Origin of the sequence: Martelella limonii (assembly GCF_013344475.1) — a bacterium.
GTDB lineage: Bacteria > Pseudomonadota > Alphaproteobacteria > Rhizobiales > Rhizobiaceae > Martelella > Martelella limonii.
Genome location: NZ_JABUOU010000002.1, coordinates 494,277 through 512,168, shown reverse-complemented (window position 1 = coordinate 512,168; position 17,892 = coordinate 494,277). Strand labels below are relative to the sequence as shown.

General features: G+C 62.8%; 11 protein-coding genes. 6 read left to right on the top strand and 5 right to left on the bottom strand.

Annotated elements, in window-relative coordinates; translation table 11 throughout:
- The first annotated feature begins 55 nt into the window (after positions 1 to 55).
- Complete coding sequence (locus HPQ62_RS07620; protein ID WP_425312607.1) at positions 56 to 427, top strand: flagellar biosynthetic protein FliO; 372 nt, start codon at positions 56 to 58, stop codon at positions 425 to 427.
- 79 nt (positions 428 to 506) lie between these two features.
- Here the strand turns inward: HPQ62_RS07620 and dksA are convergent, their stop codons facing one another.
- Complete coding sequence (gene dksA, locus HPQ62_RS07615; RefSeq protein ID WP_174801909.1) at positions 507 to 926, bottom strand: RNA polymerase-binding protein DksA; 420 nt, start codon at positions 924 to 926, stop codon at positions 507 to 509.
- Between the two features lie 345 nt (positions 927 to 1,271).
- Between dksA and HPQ62_RS07610 the strand changes: the two genes are divergently transcribed.
- From HPQ62_RS07610 to HPQ62_RS07595, 4 genes are all read left to right on the top strand, one after another.
- The gene (locus HPQ62_RS07610) at positions 1,272 to 1,787 is read left to right on the top strand and encodes a SixA phosphatase family protein (protein WP_174801908.1); all 516 of its coding nucleotides are present in this window, start codon (positions 1,272 to 1,274) and stop codon (positions 1,785 to 1,787) included.
- Between the two features lie 74 nt (positions 1,788 to 1,861).
- Positions 1,862 to 3,340: a YcjX family GTP-binding protein gene (locus HPQ62_RS07605; protein ID WP_174801907.1), complete on the top strand. Its 1,479-nt coding sequence runs from the start codon at positions 1,862 to 1,864 to the stop codon at positions 3,338 to 3,340.
- Positions 3,337 to 4,407: a YcjF family protein gene (locus tag HPQ62_RS07600; protein WP_174801906.1), complete on the top strand. Its 1,071-nt coding sequence runs from the start codon at positions 3,337 to 3,339 to the stop codon at positions 4,405 to 4,407. The genes HPQ62_RS07605 and HPQ62_RS07600 overlap by 4 nt, the downstream gene beginning before the upstream one ends.
- Positions 4,408 to 4,513: 106 nt before the next feature.
- Positions 4,514 to 5,044, top strand: coding sequence for a hypothetical protein (locus HPQ62_RS07595; protein ID WP_174801905.1), 531 nt, complete (start codon positions 4,514 to 4,516; stop codon positions 5,042 to 5,044).
- A 66-nt stretch (positions 5,045 to 5,110) separates the two neighbouring features.
- Here the strand turns inward: HPQ62_RS07595 and HPQ62_RS07590 are convergent, their stop codons facing one another.
- Complete coding sequence (locus HPQ62_RS07590; RefSeq protein ID WP_174801904.1) at positions 5,111 to 5,431, bottom strand: 2Fe-2S iron-sulfur cluster-binding protein; 321 nt, start codon at positions 5,429 to 5,431, stop codon at positions 5,111 to 5,113.
- Between the two features lie 510 nt (positions 5,432 to 5,941).
- Between HPQ62_RS07590 and HPQ62_RS07585 the strand changes: the two genes are divergently transcribed.
- A complete protein-coding gene (locus HPQ62_RS07585) occupies positions 5,942 to 12,445 on the top strand; it encodes an apolipoprotein A-IV repeat region-like domain-containing protein (RefSeq protein WP_174801903.1) in 6,504 nt (2,167 codons plus the stop codon).
- A gap of 597 nt (positions 12,446 to 13,042) precedes the next feature.
- Here the strand turns inward: HPQ62_RS07585 and HPQ62_RS07580 are convergent.
- From HPQ62_RS07580 to HPQ62_RS07570, 3 genes are all read right to left on the bottom strand, one after another.
- Positions 13,043 to 15,919 (bottom strand): EAL domain-containing protein, encoded by a 2,877-nt coding sequence (locus HPQ62_RS07580; protein ID WP_174801902.1) that lies wholly within the window; start codon positions 15,917 to 15,919, stop codon positions 13,043 to 13,045.
- A 9-nt stretch (positions 15,920 to 15,928) separates the two neighbouring features.
- Complete coding sequence (locus HPQ62_RS07575; RefSeq protein WP_244629606.1) at positions 15,929 to 16,462, bottom strand: GNAT family N-acetyltransferase; 534 nt, start codon at positions 16,460 to 16,462, stop codon at positions 15,929 to 15,931.
- Between the two features lie 126 nt (positions 16,463 to 16,588).
- Positions 16,589 to 17,887: a M16 family metallopeptidase gene (locus HPQ62_RS07570; RefSeq protein WP_174801900.1), complete on the bottom strand. Its 1,299-nt coding sequence runs from the start codon at positions 17,885 to 17,887 to the stop codon at positions 16,589 to 16,591.
- Positions 17,888 to 17,892 lie beyond the last annotated feature (5 nt).

The window sequence follows — 17,892 nt, the reverse complement described above, 5'->3', positions numbered from 1 at the left end:
GCGGCAGGGTGCGCCGTAACGTTTTCACGAATCTGAAAGGCTTAGGATGGGCGATATGGACTTCAGCAGTGTGATCTTTGGCTTCCCGCTGATCTGGATCGGGTTGATCATTCTGATCATTGTTGGCATCTGGATATTAATGCACAATCGCCCGCCATCCCCCTTCATCAAGGGCGGCAAGAACCGCAAGCCGCGGCTCTTCGTGGTCGATGCCGCAGCCGTCGACACGCGCAGGCGCGTGGTTCTGATCAGGCGCGACAACATGGAACATCTGGTGATGATTGGCGGGCCGAACGACATCCTGCTCGAGACCCGCATCCCGGCGCCTACCGGCGCAGCGCGCCCGCAGCCTGTGGCGAAGCCGGTTGAAAGCGCTGCGGAAAAAGCGACAGACACATCAGCCGGGCAACCCGCCGACGCAAAGTGATCAGGCTCGGCGACCCGACCCAGGCAATCCTGCGAATCAAAAGGCCGCGTCCTCGGGCGCGGCCTTTTGATGTGTCCTGCTATTCGTCGCGGTAGACTTTCTCGCGCCGCTCGTGGCGTTCCTGCGCCTCGATCGACAGCGTGGCGATCGGCCGCGCATCGAGCCGGCGAAGACCGATCGGCTCACCCGTTTCCTCGCAGTAACCATAGGTCCCATCATCGATCCGGCGCAGCGCTGCGTCGATCTTGGAGATCAGCTTGCGCTGGCGATCACGGGCGCGAAGCTCGATGGAACGGTCGGTTTCAGAGGAAGCCCGATCGGCGAGATCGGGATGGTTGGCACTTTCGGCAGCCAGGTTTTCGAGCGTTTCGCGGGCCTCACGCAAAATATCGTTTTTCCAGCCGATCAGCTTGGCACGGAAATACGCTCGCTGGTTGGGATTCATGAACTCTTCATTATCGGAGAGAACATAGCTACTAAGATCAATGTTCTTGTTCAAAGCCATTCTCCTGAACAACACCCCACGGGCGGTGTATATCCCAATCAAACGCGAAAGTTCAAGCCTTTGCTTCAATTTTAAGCATGTAAAAAACTGTTGAAAATTTAGGCCCTGCCTCAAATCGTCGCACAGCCGCAATCCGCGTATCGCGTGCATCGGCGCACGGCGAAACCGCTCTTGTCCGACGGCCACACCGGCCCCGGATCTTCATCTGCCAGTCGGACATCTCCGCGCAAAAAAGGGTGAGGTCTTGTCAAAAAATCATGGTAAAGACATGGTCGAATTTTGAATGTCAGCGCAGCCATCGCGCCTTCGCAACCGCTTCATGCCGCTTTGAGATCGAGAATGTCGACCATCAACCCGCACCCCGACCGGATCTATCTTTTGCGCCACGCCCAGGCCGTCTGGCCCGAGCCTACAATGCGCGATTACGACCGTCCGCTGTCGAAGCGAGGCGTTGACGACGCCGCCGAACTTGGCGCGCAGATGAAGGCAAACGGTTACGTTCCGGAACTGATTCTGTCGTCTTCGGCGATGCGCTGCCGGCAGACGGCGGACGCCGCCTACCGTGCGCTCGGACGCGCGCCCACCTGCCGTTTCGTCGACGATTTCTATCAGGCGGCGCCGGTCACCTATCTGGAAGCGCTCGCCGACAATGCCGATGCCCGCACGGTGATGGTCTGCGGCCACAATCCCGGCATCGAGGAAACGCTTCTGATGCTGGTGGGATCCGATGCCTTCAACCGCGCCTGCCCATATGGCTACCCGACATCGGGCCTGGCCGTGCTTGACCACGCGGGCGACTGTGCAGGCGCGGACCGGCCGCAATGGAACCTCGCGGCTTTCCTTTCGCCGAGTTGAGCTTCGCCGGATGCTTTGAACCTTGCTGCGGCCTGCCTATATTGCGGGTAAGACCCCGCGAAAGGAAGCCGATCTTGACGCCGATCCATACGTCCCTTGGCGACAATGCCAGACTAACGCTCGACAACATCAAGGATCGCGCTTCGGACCTTGTTCAGCCGACATTGCGGCTCGGTGTCACCGGCCTGTCGCGCGCCGGCAAGACGGTGTTCATCGCCTCGCTCGTCCATAACCTCCTCCACAATGGCCGCCTGCCCTTCTTCGAAGCGATGCGATCCGGCCGGATTTCCGATATTCGCCTCGAAGACCAGCCGGATGACCAGATCCCGCGCTTCGACTACGAAACCCATATCGACCGGCTGGTGGATGAGCGCATCTGGCCTGATTCGACCAGGGCCGTTTCCGAGCTGCGCCTGACCCTGCACTACCAGAGCGCAAGCCGCTGGAACCGCATGTTCTCGCGTGGCAAGATTGCGATCGATATCGTTGATTATCCTGGAGAATGGCTGCTTGACCTGCCGCTTCTCGGCCAGGATTTCAAAACCTTCAGCAAGGAGACGGAGGCGCGGGCGCAGACCGGCGCCAGGGCAGAGCTTGCCGCAGACTGGCTGAAGCTTGCGGGCGCGCTCGACTACAATGCCCCAGCCGACGAGAAGACGCTGAAGGCGCTTCACGAGAGCTTTGCCGCCTACCTCACCGCCTGCAGGGCTGATGAGCATTCGCTCTCCACGCTGCCGCCCGGCAGGTTCTTGATGCCCGGCGACCTCGAGGGTTCGCCTGCGCTCACCTTCGCCCCGCTTCCAGGCCTTTTAGACCAAAGCTACCGGCGCGGATCGATCGCTGCCCAGATGGAGCGGCGCTACGAGGCCTACAAATCCCATGTGGTGAAACCCTTCTTCCGCAATCACTTCGCCCGCCTCGACCGCCAGGTGGTGCTGGTCGATACGCTGCAGGCGCTGAGCCGAGGCCCGGATGCGATCGCCGATCTGGAGCGGGCGCTGTCGGAGGTGCTGGCCTGCTTCCGGCCCGGCCGGAATTCCTGGCTTTCCTCGCTCGCGCGCCGGCGGATCGATCGCGTGCTGATTGCCGCCACCAAGGCCGACCACCTGCATCATGAAAGCCATGACCGGCTTGAAAAGCTGACGCGAAGGCTCGTCAACGATGCGATCAGGACGATCGGCATTTCCGGAGCCGGCATCGATGTGATGGCTCTCGCCTCCGTGAGGGCAACGCGGGAGGCGACCGTCGAATCGGGCGCGCATATTCTCCCCGTCATCGTCGGCACCCCGATAAAGGGTGAGAAGATCGGCGGCGAAACCTTTGACGGAAATAAGAAAACGGCGATCTTCCCTGGCGACCTTCCCGCCAATCCGGAAGCCTTTTTCCGAATGCTGAAACGCGGCGGCGACCTACCGGAAGGTCTTGCCGACATCAATGCCGTCCGGTTCCGCCCGCCGGAGATCGACATTGAGGCGAGCGAAGGTGGCCCCTCGATTCCCCATATCCGGCTCGACCGGGCGCTGCAATTCCTGATCGGAGACCGGCTGGCATGAGCGCTGACGACAACAAGCCGCGCCGCCCGGCGGTATTCGATATCGAAACCCCGACGCCGCGCGAGACGGAAGAGCGCCGCCCACCGCGCCATTTTGATGCGCCCGACATCCATGTGACGCCCGATGACGAGGACCCGTTCCTCGGCAATCCGGAGCAGATTGCCGCCGATGAACTGGAGCCGCCGGTGGCGACGATGAAGAAGCGCGGCTTCTCGTTCGCAAAGCTTGCCGGCATCGCCTTCGGCATCGTGCTGTCGCTTGCCATCGGGCTCTGGGTCGATGACCTCGTGCGCGCGCTGTTTGCCCGCGCACCCTGGCTCGGATGGCTCGCGCTCGGCGCCTTCGTCGTCGGCGCGCTTGCAGCGCTGGTGGTCGCGGCACGGGAAGTCATCGCGATCATGCGGCTTGGCGCAATCCAGCATATCAAGTTGAAGATGGCGGATGCCCATGCGGGAAGCGATGCCAGCGCTGCCCGCCTCGCCGCGCGCGAACTTGCAGCACTCCTGGCCGCAAAACCGGAAACGGCGCGCGGTCGCAAGCGCCTTGCCGAGCTCGAAAACGAGGTGATTGACGCACCACAACTGGTGGAGTTCTGCGAGCGCGAGATGATGGCGCCGCTCGACCTCAAGGCCCGGGCGCTGATCCTCTCCGCCTCCAAGCGCGTCTCAGTGGTGACCGCCATCAGCCCGCGTGCGGCGGTGGACATTCTCTACGTGTTCTACGAATCGATCAGGCTGATCCGCAACATGGCGGAACTCTATGGCGGTAGGCCCGGCTCCATCGGCATGTTCCGCCTGATCCGCGACGTGCTCTCGCATCTTGCCGTCACGGGCTCGATCGCGGTTGGCGACAGCCTGATCCAGCAGGTGCTGGGCCACGGTCTCGCCTCCAAGCTCTCAGCCCGCTTCGGCGAGGGAATGATCAACGGCCTGATGACGGCACGCATCGGCATCGCCGCCATGGATCTCTGCCGTCCGATGCCGTTTCATGCCCTCAAGCGTCCGGGCATGGGCGATTTCATCGGCGACCTGGCGCCCGGCGAGAAACGCGACCTTTCGAAGCCCTAGGCGTCGACATCACAACCAATGATTGCGCCTGAACGAAAGATTAACCATTCGCCGGCATGATGGCGGCTGAGTACCGAATCCCGTCCAGCGTATCGGAACAGCCGTCATGCGTTATCGCTCCCTCCTCCTCGCGGCCGCGCTCATCGCGACCGTACCGGCCGCCGCCGCGGCGGAATCCGACGATGACGCGTTCTTCCGCCAGGTCGCCGGCAAATGGACGGGACCGGGCCAGATCATGGAAGGCAAGTTGAAGGGCACGCATTTCAAATGCATGCTGGACGGCGCCCCGGTGACGGGCAAGGAAACCGGATTCACGCTGGACGGCAAGTGCCGCGCGGGCCTGTTCTCGCATCCGATGAAGGCCGTTTTCATCCGCGACGGCAACAGCTATCGCGGCCAGTTTCTGGATGGAGAAGATGGCGACGGCCTGGCCGTCACCGGCGGATCCATCGAAGAACGGACGGCGGTGATCGGCCTGAAGCGGGAGAAGGTGGAAGGCGCGCTCGTGACAAATCTCGTCGGAGAAGACGATCTCAACATTACCCTGCTCATCAAGGGCGGCACGCGCTTCGTTCCGGTCATCAGCCTCACGCTGCAGCGCAAGGGCGACCCGATGACGGTCGGCGCGATCAAGTAAGGCGTAGAGGAAACCGGCAGAGCGTCGCCCTGCCCGTCCCCAAAAGACAGATCCCGGATGAAGCGGTCAGGCCTGGCTGTCAGGTACGCGCACCGTCAGGCCGTCGAGTTCGGCCGACATGGTGATCTGACAGGAAAGCCTGGAATTGGCGCGGACATCGACTGCGAAGTCGAGCATGTCTTCTTCCATCGGCTCAGGTTCGCCGACCTTATCGGTCCATGCTTCATCCACATAGACATGACATGTGGCGCAGGCGCACGCACCGCCGCATTCGGCTTCGATGCCGGGCACGCCATTGCGCACGGCATTCTCCATCACCGTGGAACCATCCTGCACGTCAAGGTCGTAGACCGTATCGTCATTGCCGATGAATTTCAGTTTGAGCATTTTTGAGGGCCTTGGTCTTTTCGGAAGAACGTCCTGCGCTAAGTGGGCCATAAGGCAGAAGCAGTCAATATCGCGGGCGTCGATATGGCGATACGATGCCCCAAGATGCGGCGCAGTGCTTTCCGTTTTGCGTAAGCCTCAGAAAAGGCACATTATGGTTAATATTTGCTAAATGTCGGAATTTGATCGGTTTTTGCTGGCATAAACCGGTGTCTCCCCCCGTCGGCCAAGGTGGCGCTCGCTTGGCTCGCTTTCGATATGTTGTGCGGGTTTGACGAATGTGCGATTAAAAGGCGGGGATAATCCTTTGAAATAGAAGACATTTGCCCGCGTTTACTGGCCTTTTGGACCACCATAAGGCACCGTCGGAAGACGAAAATGTCTGCTGTTTCGCGAATATGTTCCGGGCCTCACAAGCGCCGCTTGTTGCTGGCCGGGAATGGAAAATGAGTATTCGGGCCGGGTTTTGCGACCATGCAAAGCCGGATCCTGTGTGTTGAGAGGCGTATCATGGCGAACCAAACTGGCGGCTCTTCGCTCGACGATCAGGCACTGCATGCGCTGGAAGATGCGCTTGCGCTCGATGTCGAGGAATTGAGCCCAACCGCCGGCGCAGACAAAAAGAAGCCGCGGCTGAGCGCCCCCTCGCAGCGGCATGAACGCGCCAGCGCCGCAACGACCCAGCCCGAGCGCACGACGCCTGCCAAGCCCCAGGCAGAGCGCGCTACCGCTGCACGTCCTAAGTCGCCTGAGTTCCGCCCGGCCAACGATCCCGGCATCGGCTCGACCCAGCGCGTGATGCGCGCCTTCGAGCGCAGGTCGACCGTCAGGGCGCTGCGCAATTCCACCATCATGTCGGCCGGCTGGCTGGCGCTCGGTATCGGCGGATCGCTGGTCGCGTTCGGCAGCGAACTGTTCCGTGCCCGCTCCTTCTCCGATATCCTGTCGATCGACGGCATCGGTCTGGCGGCAGCTCTGACCGTCGCCCCGATCTTCGTGTTCTACGCCTTCAACCTGATGCTGGCCCGCGCCCGCGACATGCAGGAAGCTGCCCGCTCGATGGCCGAGGTGGCTCTGAAGCTCTCGGATCCCGACGAGAACGCCGCCCAGCAGGTGCGCAATGTCAGCCAGGCCGTGCGCCGCGAAGTCTATGCCATGAATGAAGGCATCGAGCGCACCATTGCGCGTGCGTCCGAGCTCGAAAACCTCGTTCATTCCGAAGTCAACGCGCTTGAACGCAGCTATGCCGAAAACGAGATGCGCATCCGCAACCTCGTGCAGGAGCTTTCGTCCGAGCGCGAAGCCGTGGTCAACCACGCCGCCCGCATCCGTACCTCCCTGCTCGGCACCAACGACCAGATGAAGGCCGACATCGCGGCCGTGATGAACGAACTGACGCAGACCGTCGGCACGGCCGGCGACGGCGTTGCCAAGATGCTGGAAACCCGCGCAGCGGTTCTGACGGAGAGCACCAGCAGTGCCGCCCAGTCGCTCGGCGAGCTGCTGGAAGAACGCTCGACCACATTGCGCGAGGAATTCGACCGCAGCTACGGCCAGCTGACCGAACTCTTCGACGATCGCTTCAGCGATCTGTCGTCGCGTCTCGATGAGCGCGGCCGCACGCTGATCAACGACTTCCACGCCAGCGCCAGCGCAGTGAATGAAGACACCGAGAAGCTGACCGCCGCCCTTGGCGAGCGCGGGGCGAAGCTCGAGGAAATCCTCTCCGAACGCACAGCCACCCTGCGCGGCGTCGCCGAGGAAAGCGAGAGCGCGATGAATGCGGCGCTTGAACGCGTCGTCGGCGGATTGACGGAAACCATCACCGAGACCGAAGCGCGTTTCACCAGCAAAATCAACGATGCCAACGAAGAAGCTGCCAAGCGGTTCGAAGAGCGCAGCCAGTCTGTCGACCAGCGACTCGAAGCCACGCTTACCCGTCTCGGCAACGACATCGACGGCCGCCTCGAAACCTTCACCGGCAGCCTCGTTTCCAGCGGCAATGCGCTTGAAGACCGGCTCAATGGCGGCATCGAGCGGATCTCGCATTCGCTCTCCGAAAGCGAATCGACCATCGGCAACATGCTGGAGACCGCGTCGGAGCGCCTTCAGGAGCGCATGACGGACGAGACCCACGCCCTTGCCGCAGCGCTTTCCGCCAACGTCGAAGCGCTCGACCAGACGCTTGAACTCCGCAGCCGCGAACTCGGCCAGACCATTGGCGCCGAGCACGACCGCCTCGACCAGACCTTCAATGCAGCCGGCAATCGTCTCGAAACCAATCTCGCCCGCCTGAACGAGCAGCTCGCAAGCGGCGAAGCCAATATCAGCGCCTCGCTGAAGGATGCCGGCGACCGCCTTGGCGAACGCATGAACGATCAGGCAATCATGCTCACCACCACGCTTTCCATGAGCGAGGAAGGCCTGGCGCAGACGCTTGAGAGCCATTCGGCCCGCGTCGAAGAAAGCATGCGCACCGGCAATGAACGCCTGAGCGGCACGCTGACGGGCATCTCCGAACGTCTCGACGCCCAGCTCGAGCGCTTCAACACCCAGGTGGGCGACAGCGAAAGCGGCATCGCGGCCACATTCCAGAACGCGTCGCAGCGGCTGAAGGAAACGCTCGACGAGCACCAGCTCGATCTCGCCGCCACGCTCTCGGCGAGCCAGGCGACGTTCGGCCTGACGCTGGAAAACGAGGCCAGCAAGTTCAGCGACACGATCCGCGTCAGCGAAGAACAGCTCGATGGAACGCTCAAGACCGCAGCCGACAGGCTGGAAGAGCGCCTTGCCCGCTTCAACGCGCAGATCGGCGACAGCGAAACCGGTATTACCGCATCGCTGTCGGCAGCCTCCGAGCGCTTGAGCGATACGCTGAACGAGCAGACGATCATGCTTGCCACCGCGCTCTCGACCAGCGAGGAAAGCCTTGGCCAGACGCTCGACAGCCACTCCAGCCGCCTTGAAGAGACGCTAAGCGCCGGCCAGGGCCGTCTCGGCGTTGCCCTTGAGCAGGCAACCGGCGAAATCGGCAACCGCCTGGAACACTTCGCGGAACGCATCGGAACCGGCGAGGCCGGCATTGCGGCAGCTCTTTCCGGCGCGACCGAACGCCTCGATTCCCGGCTGCAGGAAACCTCCTCGCAGCTTCGCAACACGCTCTCCGCATCGGAAGCCTCGCTGCGCGACGCCTTCGATACCCATGCCGAACGGATTTCCGGCACTGTGAGCCAAGGCGAAACGCGCTTTGCAAGCGCCGTCGAAAGCGCGTCCGAGCGTCTCGACCAGCATTTCGCCCGCCTCGACCAGGGTCTGGGCAATGGCGAAAGCAGAATCGCAACCACGCTTGGCCGTGTCACCGAACAGCTTGACGAGCGCTTCAATGACCATGCCCTGATGATGGCGACGACGCTTTCGGCCAGTGAAGAGACCTTCGGCCAGACCATCGAAGCCAATACCGCCCGTCTGACGGCAGCGCTTGAGGCCGGCCAGAGCCACCTCACCGGCGCCTATGAGGGCGTTGCGAGCCGGCTGCAGTCCGCACTTGCCAACCAGAGCAGTGCGCTTGACAGCAAGGTCAACGAGATCGACAGCCGGATCACCGAAACCTTCGCCGCCCGCGAAGCCGGTATTCGCGATGCCTATCGGGATGGTCAGAGCCGCCTGGAAGACAGCCTGCGCGACAATGCGGGTGCGATCGGACGCGCCTTTGCCGATGCAACCGCCGACGTCAACCAGACGCTGACGGATCAGACCACCAATATCTCCGCATCGATCGCTGCATCGACCAGCCTTCTGGAAATGACGCTTGAAGGCCGTCAGGAAGCCCTGCTCGACACCATTGAAAAGGCAAGCGTCTCTATGGACGACCGCCTGCGCGGTTCTGCGGGCGCCATTGCCGAGAAGGTCTCCACCGCTGCGGGCCTGATCGTTCGCTCTGCCGATACCATGACGGGCCGTGTCGAAACCTCCTTCGGCGCACTCAACGAAACGCTCAATCGCCACGGCGAAGCGGTCGAAAAGGGTGCGCTGCGCATCGAATCGCTTGCAGAAGATGCCGGCAACCGTCTCGACACGACATTGTCGGGCCATGCCACCGCAATCGAACGCGCAAGCGAGGAGGCCCGCAACCGGATCGACACGACATTGTCCGGCCATGCCTCCTCCTTGGAGCGGGCAAGCGAGGACGCCCATGCGCGCATCGACACGACGCTCTCCGAGCGTGCCACAGCCATCGAACGCGCCAGCGAGGATGCACGCAACCGCCTCGATACGACGTTGACGGGTCACACGTCATCGTTCGAGCGTGCCAATGAAAACGCGCATGAGCGCCTGAACGCAACGCTTTCCGGTCATGCCTCCGCTATCGAACGCACGACCGAAGAGGCGCGCAATCGCCTCGACGCCACGCTGTCGGGTCATGCGGCGGCCATCGACAATTCGGGCAATGAAGCCCGCGCCCGCCTTGAAAACACCTTTGCCGAGCAGCGTTCCGCTTTCGATGCGACGGCAAACGATGCCGCAGGCCGGATCGGCGCTGCAGCCGAAGGCATCAACGCCCGTATCGCCGAAACGCTCGACGCGAACACCAAGCGCCTAGAACAGGCCGGCGAGACCGTTTCCGATCGCCTGCATGAAACCATGCTGACGCATGAAAACGCATTCTCGATGATCAGCGGACAATTCGACGAGCGCCTTTCGGGCATGCTGGACGAAAAGACCCGTGGCATCGAAAACACATCTGCGAGCGCTGCGGACCGGCTTGCCGAGACGCTGGACGCCCGCAACAGCCGGATCACCGCAACGCTGGAAGGCAGCCAAGGCCAGATCGAAGATCGGTTCGGCCGCCTGGAACAGGCGCTCGACCACGGGATCGGCAATCTCAACACCGCGCTGGACCGCCGTGCCGGCGAGCTTGCCGGGCGTCTGCGCGAAACGGTCGCCGAAGCCGCAGGCGACATGAGCCGCAACGCCGAGGAAGCCCGCCAGAAGCTCGAGACTGCCGGCAATGCCTTTGCCGAACAGATCACCAGCAGCGTCGCCACTGCCCGCGACGGAATGGAGCACTCGGCAAACGCGATCTTCGAGCGCGCCCGCGCGCTTCAGGATTCGCTTGCAGAACAGGCTTATGCCGCAAATGCCAGCGCCTCCGACAATGGCGCCCGCATCAGCGAACTGCTCTCGGCCACCAGCGCACGCATCGACAGCCAGATCGAGACCATCCGCTCCACCATGAGCGAGGCGGAGAACCTGCTTTCCGAGCGCAGCGACCGGATCAACGCCGGCATCACCAACGCCGCCGGCGCCCTTGCCCAGTCGATGGGCGAGAGCGAGCAGACCATGACCGAGCGGGCTGCGGCCCTTCGCGATAATCTCGGCGCACAGATCGCCTCGCTTCAGGAAGTCATGGCGGCGGCCGACCGCGCGCTTGCTGCCCGCAGCGAAGCCGTCACCGCAGCGCTCGACGAGCGTTCGCGTGACCTCAATTCGATGCTTGCCGGTCGCACGGCCGAGCTTAACGCCCTGATCGACGAAAAGGCACAGCCGCTGATTGCCCGCTATGGCGAAACCGGCCGGCTTGCCGCAGAGGAAATCCGTCAGGCCGCCGACGAGACCAGCCGTCAGCTGCGCGAGGAAAACAATGCGCTTGCCTCCAATGTTGAGGCACTGGTGCGCCATCTCGGCCAGAGCCATCAGTTGCTCGCGGGCGTCATCAACCAGGCGGCCGAAAGCCTGTCCTCTGTCGACGAAAATCTCAACCAGACCGCAAGCCGGATCAGCGAGACGGCGGAACGGACCGCATCCTCGATGTCGGCCGCGGGCACGCTTCTCGGCAACAAGGTCGACGCGCTCGACGGCAGCGCAACAGCATCGCTTTCAGCCGTGCGGGCGCTCGTCGAACAGATCGAAAGCCATGCCGGCATTCTCGACCGCGCCTCGAACCTCATCGGTTCCGCACAGTCGGATCTCGCCAACACGCTCACCGAGCGCCAGGAAGCGCTGGGCCTTCTCTCCGGCGGCCTTGCCGAGCGGTCTCAGGAAATCGAGCGCGGCCTGAAGGCTGTCGCCGCGATGGTCGCATCCACCATGGAAGAAACCGGCCGCGAGGCCGATGCCATGTCGAAGCGCGTCGGCGACACCATGCGCAGTTCGGTCGAGGACGCCGCCAAGCGCTTCTCGGGCGCCACGCGCGAGATCGAACAGGCGGCAGCGACGATCCGCGCCGAGCTGGAAGATACCCGCTCGGCCGTCAAGCGCAGCATTCACGACATGCCGGAAGAAGCCCGCGAAAGCGCGCAGGCCATGCGCAAGGCGGTTGAAGACCAGATCCGTGCCCTGCAGGACATCTCGACGCTGGTATCCTCCTCGCGCAGCCAGCTTGCCACGCCCGCACGCCCCGCAGTAGCGCCCGCAGAGGCCCCGCGCCGGGATGAAAGCCTGCAGCCCTACTCGTCGCCGTCCGCGGGCAGCTTTGCGAGCGAGCGTCCCTACGGCGCCATCGACAGCAAGCCGGCAGCCGCACCGGTGCAGCCCCAGCGTCAGGCCGTCACCCGCACCCCCGGCGCGGCAGCGCCTGGCGGCGAAGGCTGGATCAGCGACCTGCTGCGTGCCGCCGCCCGCGAGGAAGCCGGCCAGAGCGAAACCCGCAAGGCAGCCGAACGCCGCCCCGCCGCCGCCGATACGCTGAATGCCCTTTCGGTGGATATCGCACGCGCGGTCGACCACGACATCGCCGCCGATCTCTGGCGCCGCTACCAGCAGGGCGAACGCGAGATCTTCTCGCGCCGGCTCTATACGCTGAAGGGCCAGCGTTCCTTCGACGAGATCAAGACGCGCTATGAGGGCGACCGCGAGTTCCGCGCTTCGGTCGACCGTTACATCGCCGATTTCGAGAAGATGCTCTCCGACGTGATGCGCAACAACCGCGACCGCAACGTGGTTCAGTCCTACCTCACCTCGGATACCGGCAAGGTCTACACCATGCTTGCCCATGCCGCTGGCAGACTGCGGTAATAGCGCGCGTCGAACGTAACAAGGCGGCCCATGTGGCCGCCTTTTTTTTCGAAGAGGTGACAGCCTCAGGGGGGTTGATTGATGCCGACACCTGCCGAGGCGTCATCGTCGGACTTGCCCCGAGCATCGACGGTGAGCATGCACGTGGATGCAGCCTTCATTTCTTGATGCCGTGCATATATCTGTCTTGCCGCGGGCCGAGTGAGAGGATGATGCCCGTGAGGGCGAACAGGGTTGCCACGGCGCGAGCAAGCTCATGTGACCGCCAGCAGTCTAGGCCCTGCACTCTTGGACCCCTTGTCACCCGCCTGCCCTGACGAGCCAGCCGTCTTGAGAATAGCCCCGTCACACAACATCCCGGCTCCAGGGTCACTCGGATCGACCGCAGCATGCCGCGGATGAGGCCTGCGATAGACGGATGCTCTGGAACTCTGCCTCTTCAAGCAGGAAGAACGCCACCTCAGTTTCCGGCGGCGGTGATCAGCTTGTCGGGAGAAACCCGTTGCCTATCACGGACATCCCGCGCTTTGGCCCGCGCACGCCTTCAGGGCTGGCGTATCAGCCCCAGGCGGCGTTCTCGGCAAACGCAGAGACCATCTAGATCTCGCGCAGCAGCCTGACTGCAGTGGATGAGGGAATGGCGGCGCCGTAGAGCGGGCCGGTGGCGTAAGCGCAGCCTGATTCCATGAAGGCCGTGGCATCGCTTTCGCTGCTCAGATCGGAAATCCCGATGGCGGTGCCAAGCTTGTCCCCAAGCTCGGTGAACGCCCGGATGATATCCGTCTGCGGCTCCTGGCTGATCTTGAAGATCTGGCTGTCGATATAGGTCGCGTCGAACCGGAAGTTCTTCAGGAGCGTCAGCGAACCATGGCCGTTGCCGAAGCCGGAGAGTGTCACGCCGGCGCCGATCGAGCGCAGATACTGAAGCGCAAGCTTAGCCTGTTCCGGCGCGGACTGGACGATATCTTCCGGTATGGAGAACACGAACTGGCGCGGCGCGGCCTCGGATTCGCGCACGATGCTTTCCAGCTCGATCAGCGTGCTGGTGCGCAGCATCTCGTTGCAGTTGAGTTCGATCATCACGAAGGGGCGGACATTGGCTGCGGCTTGCTGCCAGGAGGCAAGATCGTTCGCCGCCTGCCGGGCGGTGTAGAGGGTCAGCTCCGCCGCACGTCCGTTTTCGCGGCTGAGTTCGAAAATCTCGCCGGCGCTGACATCGCCGCGCTGCGGATGTTTCCAGGCCAGCATGCAGCGGAATCCGGCAAGCTTCTGGCCTTCGAACTTGACCACCGGGCGATAGAGCACCGCCATTTCCTGACGGTCGATTGCGCGGCCGAGATCGGTTTGCATCTGCTTGCGCTCGTCATCGAGCATTCTGAGCGCCGGGCGGTAGGTTTCCACGGCATTGCCGCCCATGCGCTTGGCCCGCAACATGGCGAGGCGTGCATCCTCGAGGAAGGCTTCGGCGGTCTCGTGGTCGTTGTGCCAGGAGGCGATGCCGATCGCTGCCGTCAGCGTGATCTCGCGGTTTTCGAAGGTGATCGGCACGTCGATCGCCGACGTCAGCGCGTCGGTGAATTCGGCCACCGCATCGGCATCATGCTGCGATTGCAGGATGATGGCGAAACTCGTGCCCCAGATGCGCGAGAGCGTGTCCTCGGGCTTCAGCAGCCGCTGAATCCGGCGGGTGAGCGCGATCAGGATGTTGTCGCCGGCGGCAAAGCCCAGCGTCTCGTTGATTTCCTTGAACCGGTCGATATCGGCGACGATCAGTGTCGGGCGGAAATGGGGAGACGCCTCGGACATGGCGATCAGCGATTGCAGCCGGTCGATCAGGATGGTGTGATTGGGCAGGCCGGTCAGATTGTCGATCACCGCATCCTGCAGCAGGCGCTGGGTCGAGACCTTCTGGTCGGTCTGGTCGCTGAGCGTGCCGACGCAGCGGATCACCTCGCCGTCCGTGCTGAGCACGGGCCGGGCGCGGATCATCATGAAATGATAGTGGCCGTCATTGGCGCGCACCCGGAATTCCAGCTTCAGCCGCCCGCGACGCCATTCGAGGAACATGTCGAGCGTGGAGCGGAACCGGTCGCGGTCGGCGGGATGCAGATATTGCAGCCACGTGCGCGCCGGACCGTTGAGCGCGCCGGGGGAGAGGCCGAGCTTGGGTGCGAAATCGGGTTCGGTCACGATCCTGTCGCGGCCCACATCCCAGTCCCAGACCGTTGCGTCCGTTCCGAGGAAGGCAAGTGCCTGGCGCTCGAGATCGGAGAAAAGCCCCGGCTGGTAAACGCCGCCCGCAAACGAATGCTGGATCACCGTAAAGCCGAGCAGCAGCACGATCAGCACCATGCCGCCGTCAAGTGCGGGCTGGACGATGTCGTTGTCGATCCGGCCGGTGATCGTCATATAGGCGGCAAACAGCCAGGCGACGATCAGCGCCCAGGCCGGCACCAGCAGGATGGCGCGGTCATAGCGCCTTATGCTGAGATAGAGCATCAGCACGATGCCGGCGATCACGGTTGCCGCGAAGGAGACGCGTGCAATGCCGGCAGCAGCCGACGGGTCGAACAGCGCGACGCCGAACAGCGCCATCAGCAGCACGCCCCAGGCCGCCATGCCGTAGCCGAGCTGCGCATGCCAGCGGGCGAGATTGAGATAGGTAAACAGGAACACCACCAGCGAGAACGCGATCGCCACGTCCGCACTTGCCCGCCATATTCGTTGATCGCTTGCCGATAACGGTATGATCTGGTTCAGGAAATTGAAATCGATCGCAACATATAGCAGCACCGACCAGGCAAGCATTGCCGTTGCCGGCAACACAGAGGTGCCCTTGACGACGAACAGGATGCTGAGGAACACGGCGAGAAGGCCAGCGATGCCCAGCACCACGCCGTGATAGAGCGTGAAGGCGTTCTCGGTGTCCTTGTAGGCCTCGGGCTCCCACATGTAGAGCTGCGGGAGTTCGGCCGTGTTGAGCTCGGCAACAAAGGTGATCACCGCGCCCGGATTGAGCGTGATCGAAAACACGTCGGCGTCGTCGCTCTTCACCCTTGTCAGCGCAAAGCCCTCGCTCGGCGTGATCGCCTCGATCCGCGACGATCCGAGATCCGGCCAGAACAGACCGGAATCGGCGAGCCGGAAATGCGGTGCGACGATCAGCCGGTCAAGCTGTTCGTCGGACACGTTGGCAAGCGAAAAAACCGCCCAGTCTCCGCTATGCGATCCACCATTGGCGCGCACCTCGATACGGCGGCGGATGCCGTTGGTGTCGGGAACGGTCGAAATCTGGAAGCTCTCCCCCTGGTTGGGGTAAAGCTCGACCTGATTGGTGAGATCGATAGCGACATCGCCGCGCGAAACCTCGACCGGTTCCAGCGCCAGGGCCGGAAGGGCACACGCGATCATGACGAAGAATGCGAAAAGATGCGCCAGAAGCTGTCGGCCGAACCGGAAGGGAATGATTGGCATGGGTGGTCTTCAATTCCCTTTGCGGACGTCTTCTTCTTTGATCAGGGCGAAGAGCTGATGATCCTGCCACTGGCCGTTGATGCGCAGATATTTGTGCAAGTACCCTTCCTTCCGGAACCCGGCCTTTTGCAGCAGCGAAGCGCTGCGCATGTTGGTGGGGATACAGGCGGCCTCGATGCGGTGCAACCTCAGTTCATCGAAGATATAGCGAATTACGAGTTGAAGTGCGGCGAACATATGACCTTTGCCCGCATATTGTTCGCCCATCCAGTATCCGAGCATGCACATTTGCGCGACGCCCCGGCGGATAAGGCCGATCGTGATGCCGCCGATAAGTCTCTCGGGATCTTTCTGGAAGATGAAAAGCTGGATACTCGACCCTGCGTCGAACTCCAGGTTTACGCGCTCTATACGCTTGCGGAAGCTGTTCCGCGTCATCTCCTCGGCGCTCCAGACGGGCTCCCAGGGCTGCAGAAAATCACGGCTTTCGGTTCTGAGCTTGTGCCAGGCGCCGTAATCCGATGCTCTCGGAAGCCGGAGCATGTGGCTTGCCGATTGCAGCGCAAACCTGTGACGCCGGCGCGCGCGCGGCGAAGTCAGCAACGCAAGCACGCAGGCTACTCCGGCGGCTTCGAGACGGGGGCGCGTGAGCTTTCGCGCCATGTCGGCTTACCGCCCAGCATTCACCGCCTGCTTCTGATTGAAGGAAAGGCTGCCCGCGATCTCTTCCAGGGAGGCGAGGTGCTCGAGCGGACCGATGGCGGAAAGGGTCGGAGGCGCATCGTAGAAACAGCGTCCGGCAAGATCGGTCAGGCGTTTCGGGGTGATGTTCTCGATGCGAAGCATCATCTCCTCGTTCGGGATCGGCCGTCCCCACAACATCACCTGGCGGGCGATCTGTCCGGCGCGCGCCGACGCGCTTTCCTGGCCCATCAGAAGCTGGGCCCTGATCTGCTGGCGCGCCCGTTCGATCTCGCTTTCGTCGAACCGATCGGCGGCGCGCTGCAGCTCATCCACGATCACCGGCATCAGTTCGGGAAGCTGCTCGCCGCCCGTTGCCGCGTGGACGGCAAACACGCCGGAATCGGAAAAGCCCCAGTGGAAGGCATAGACTGAGTAACAGAGGCCACGGATTTCGCGCACTTCCTGAAACAGACGCGATGACATGCCGCCGCCAAGGATATTGGCGAGGATCTGCGAGCAGTAGAAGTCCTGCGCGTGATAGGCAGGGCCCTCGAAGCCAAGGATCACCTGCGCATCCGAAAGCGTGCGCAACTCGCGCACTTCGCCGCCGGTATAGATCGCCGTTTCCATCTGCGGCGGCGTTTCGGGCTTGCGGGGAAGCGCCGCGAAACGATCCTCGACCATCCGCGCAAACACCTGATGGTCGACCGCGCCGGTGGCGACGATGAAGATGCGGTCGGTGGTGTAGTTTCGGGCAAGGTAGCGGCGGATGTCATCGGGCGTGAAGGCCATGACGGTGTCCGGCGTTCCGAGGATCGGGCGGCCGATGGTCTGGTCGCGGAAGGCGGCACCGGCGAAATTGTCGAAGACGACATCGTCCGGCATGTCGCTCGCCGCGCCGATCTCCTGCATGATCACGTTCTTTTCGCGCGCCAGCTCGTCTTCATCGAAGGCGGAGCCGGTCAGGATATCGGCAAGGATATCGACGGCGAGAGGGAGATGGTCTTTCAGAACGCGGCAGTAATAGGACGTGGTTTCGGTCGATGTGGCGGCGTTGACCTCGCCCCCCACATTTTCGATCTCTTCCGCGATCTGGCGCGCCGTACGGCGCTTGGTGCCCTTGAAGGCCATGTGTTCCAGAAGGTGGGCGATGCCATGCTCGTCATGCAATTCGTTGCGGGAACCGGACTTGATCCAGGTTCCGATCGCGACGCTCTCGATATGCGGCATGTTCTGGGTAACGACGGTCAACCCGGATGAAAGCCGGGTGTACTCTACTGTCATGCGGT

What these genes read in the sequence shown, in the direction of transcription:
- HPQ62_RS07585 (WP_174801903.1), top strand. Translation starts at nt 5,942, where the DNA reads ATGGCGAACCAAACTGGCGGCTCTTCGCTCGACGATCAGGCACTGCAT.
- HPQ62_RS07595 (WP_174801905.1), top strand. Translation starts at nt 4,514, where the DNA reads ATGCGTTATCGCTCCCTCCTCCTCGCGGCCGCGCTCATCGCGACCGTA.
- HPQ62_RS07590 (WP_174801904.1), bottom strand. Translation starts at nt 5,431, where the DNA reads ATGCTCAAACTGAAATTCATCGGCAATGACGATACGGTCTACGACCTT.
- HPQ62_RS07600 (WP_174801906.1), top strand. Translation starts at nt 3,337, where the DNA reads ATGAGCGCTGACGACAACAAGCCGCGCCGCCCGGCGGTATTCGATATC.
- HPQ62_RS07610 (WP_174801908.1), top strand. Translation starts at nt 1,272, where the DNA reads ATGTCGACCATCAACCCGCACCCCGACCGGATCTATCTTTTGCGCCAC.
- HPQ62_RS07575 (WP_244629606.1), bottom strand. Translation starts at nt 16,462, where the DNA reads ATGCTCCGGCTTCCGAGAGCATCGGATTACGGCGCCTGGCACAAGCTC.
- HPQ62_RS07570 (WP_174801900.1), bottom strand. Translation starts at nt 17,887, where the DNA reads ATGACAGTAGAGTACACCCGGCTTTCATCCGGGTTGACCGTCGTTACC.
- HPQ62_RS07580 (WP_174801902.1), bottom strand. Translation starts at nt 15,919, where the DNA reads ATGCCAATCATTCCCTTCCGGTTCGGCCGACAGCTTCTGGCGCATCTT.
- HPQ62_RS07620 (WP_425312607.1), top strand. Translation starts at nt 56, where the DNA reads ATGGACTTCAGCAGTGTGATCTTTGGCTTCCCGCTGATCTGGATCGGG.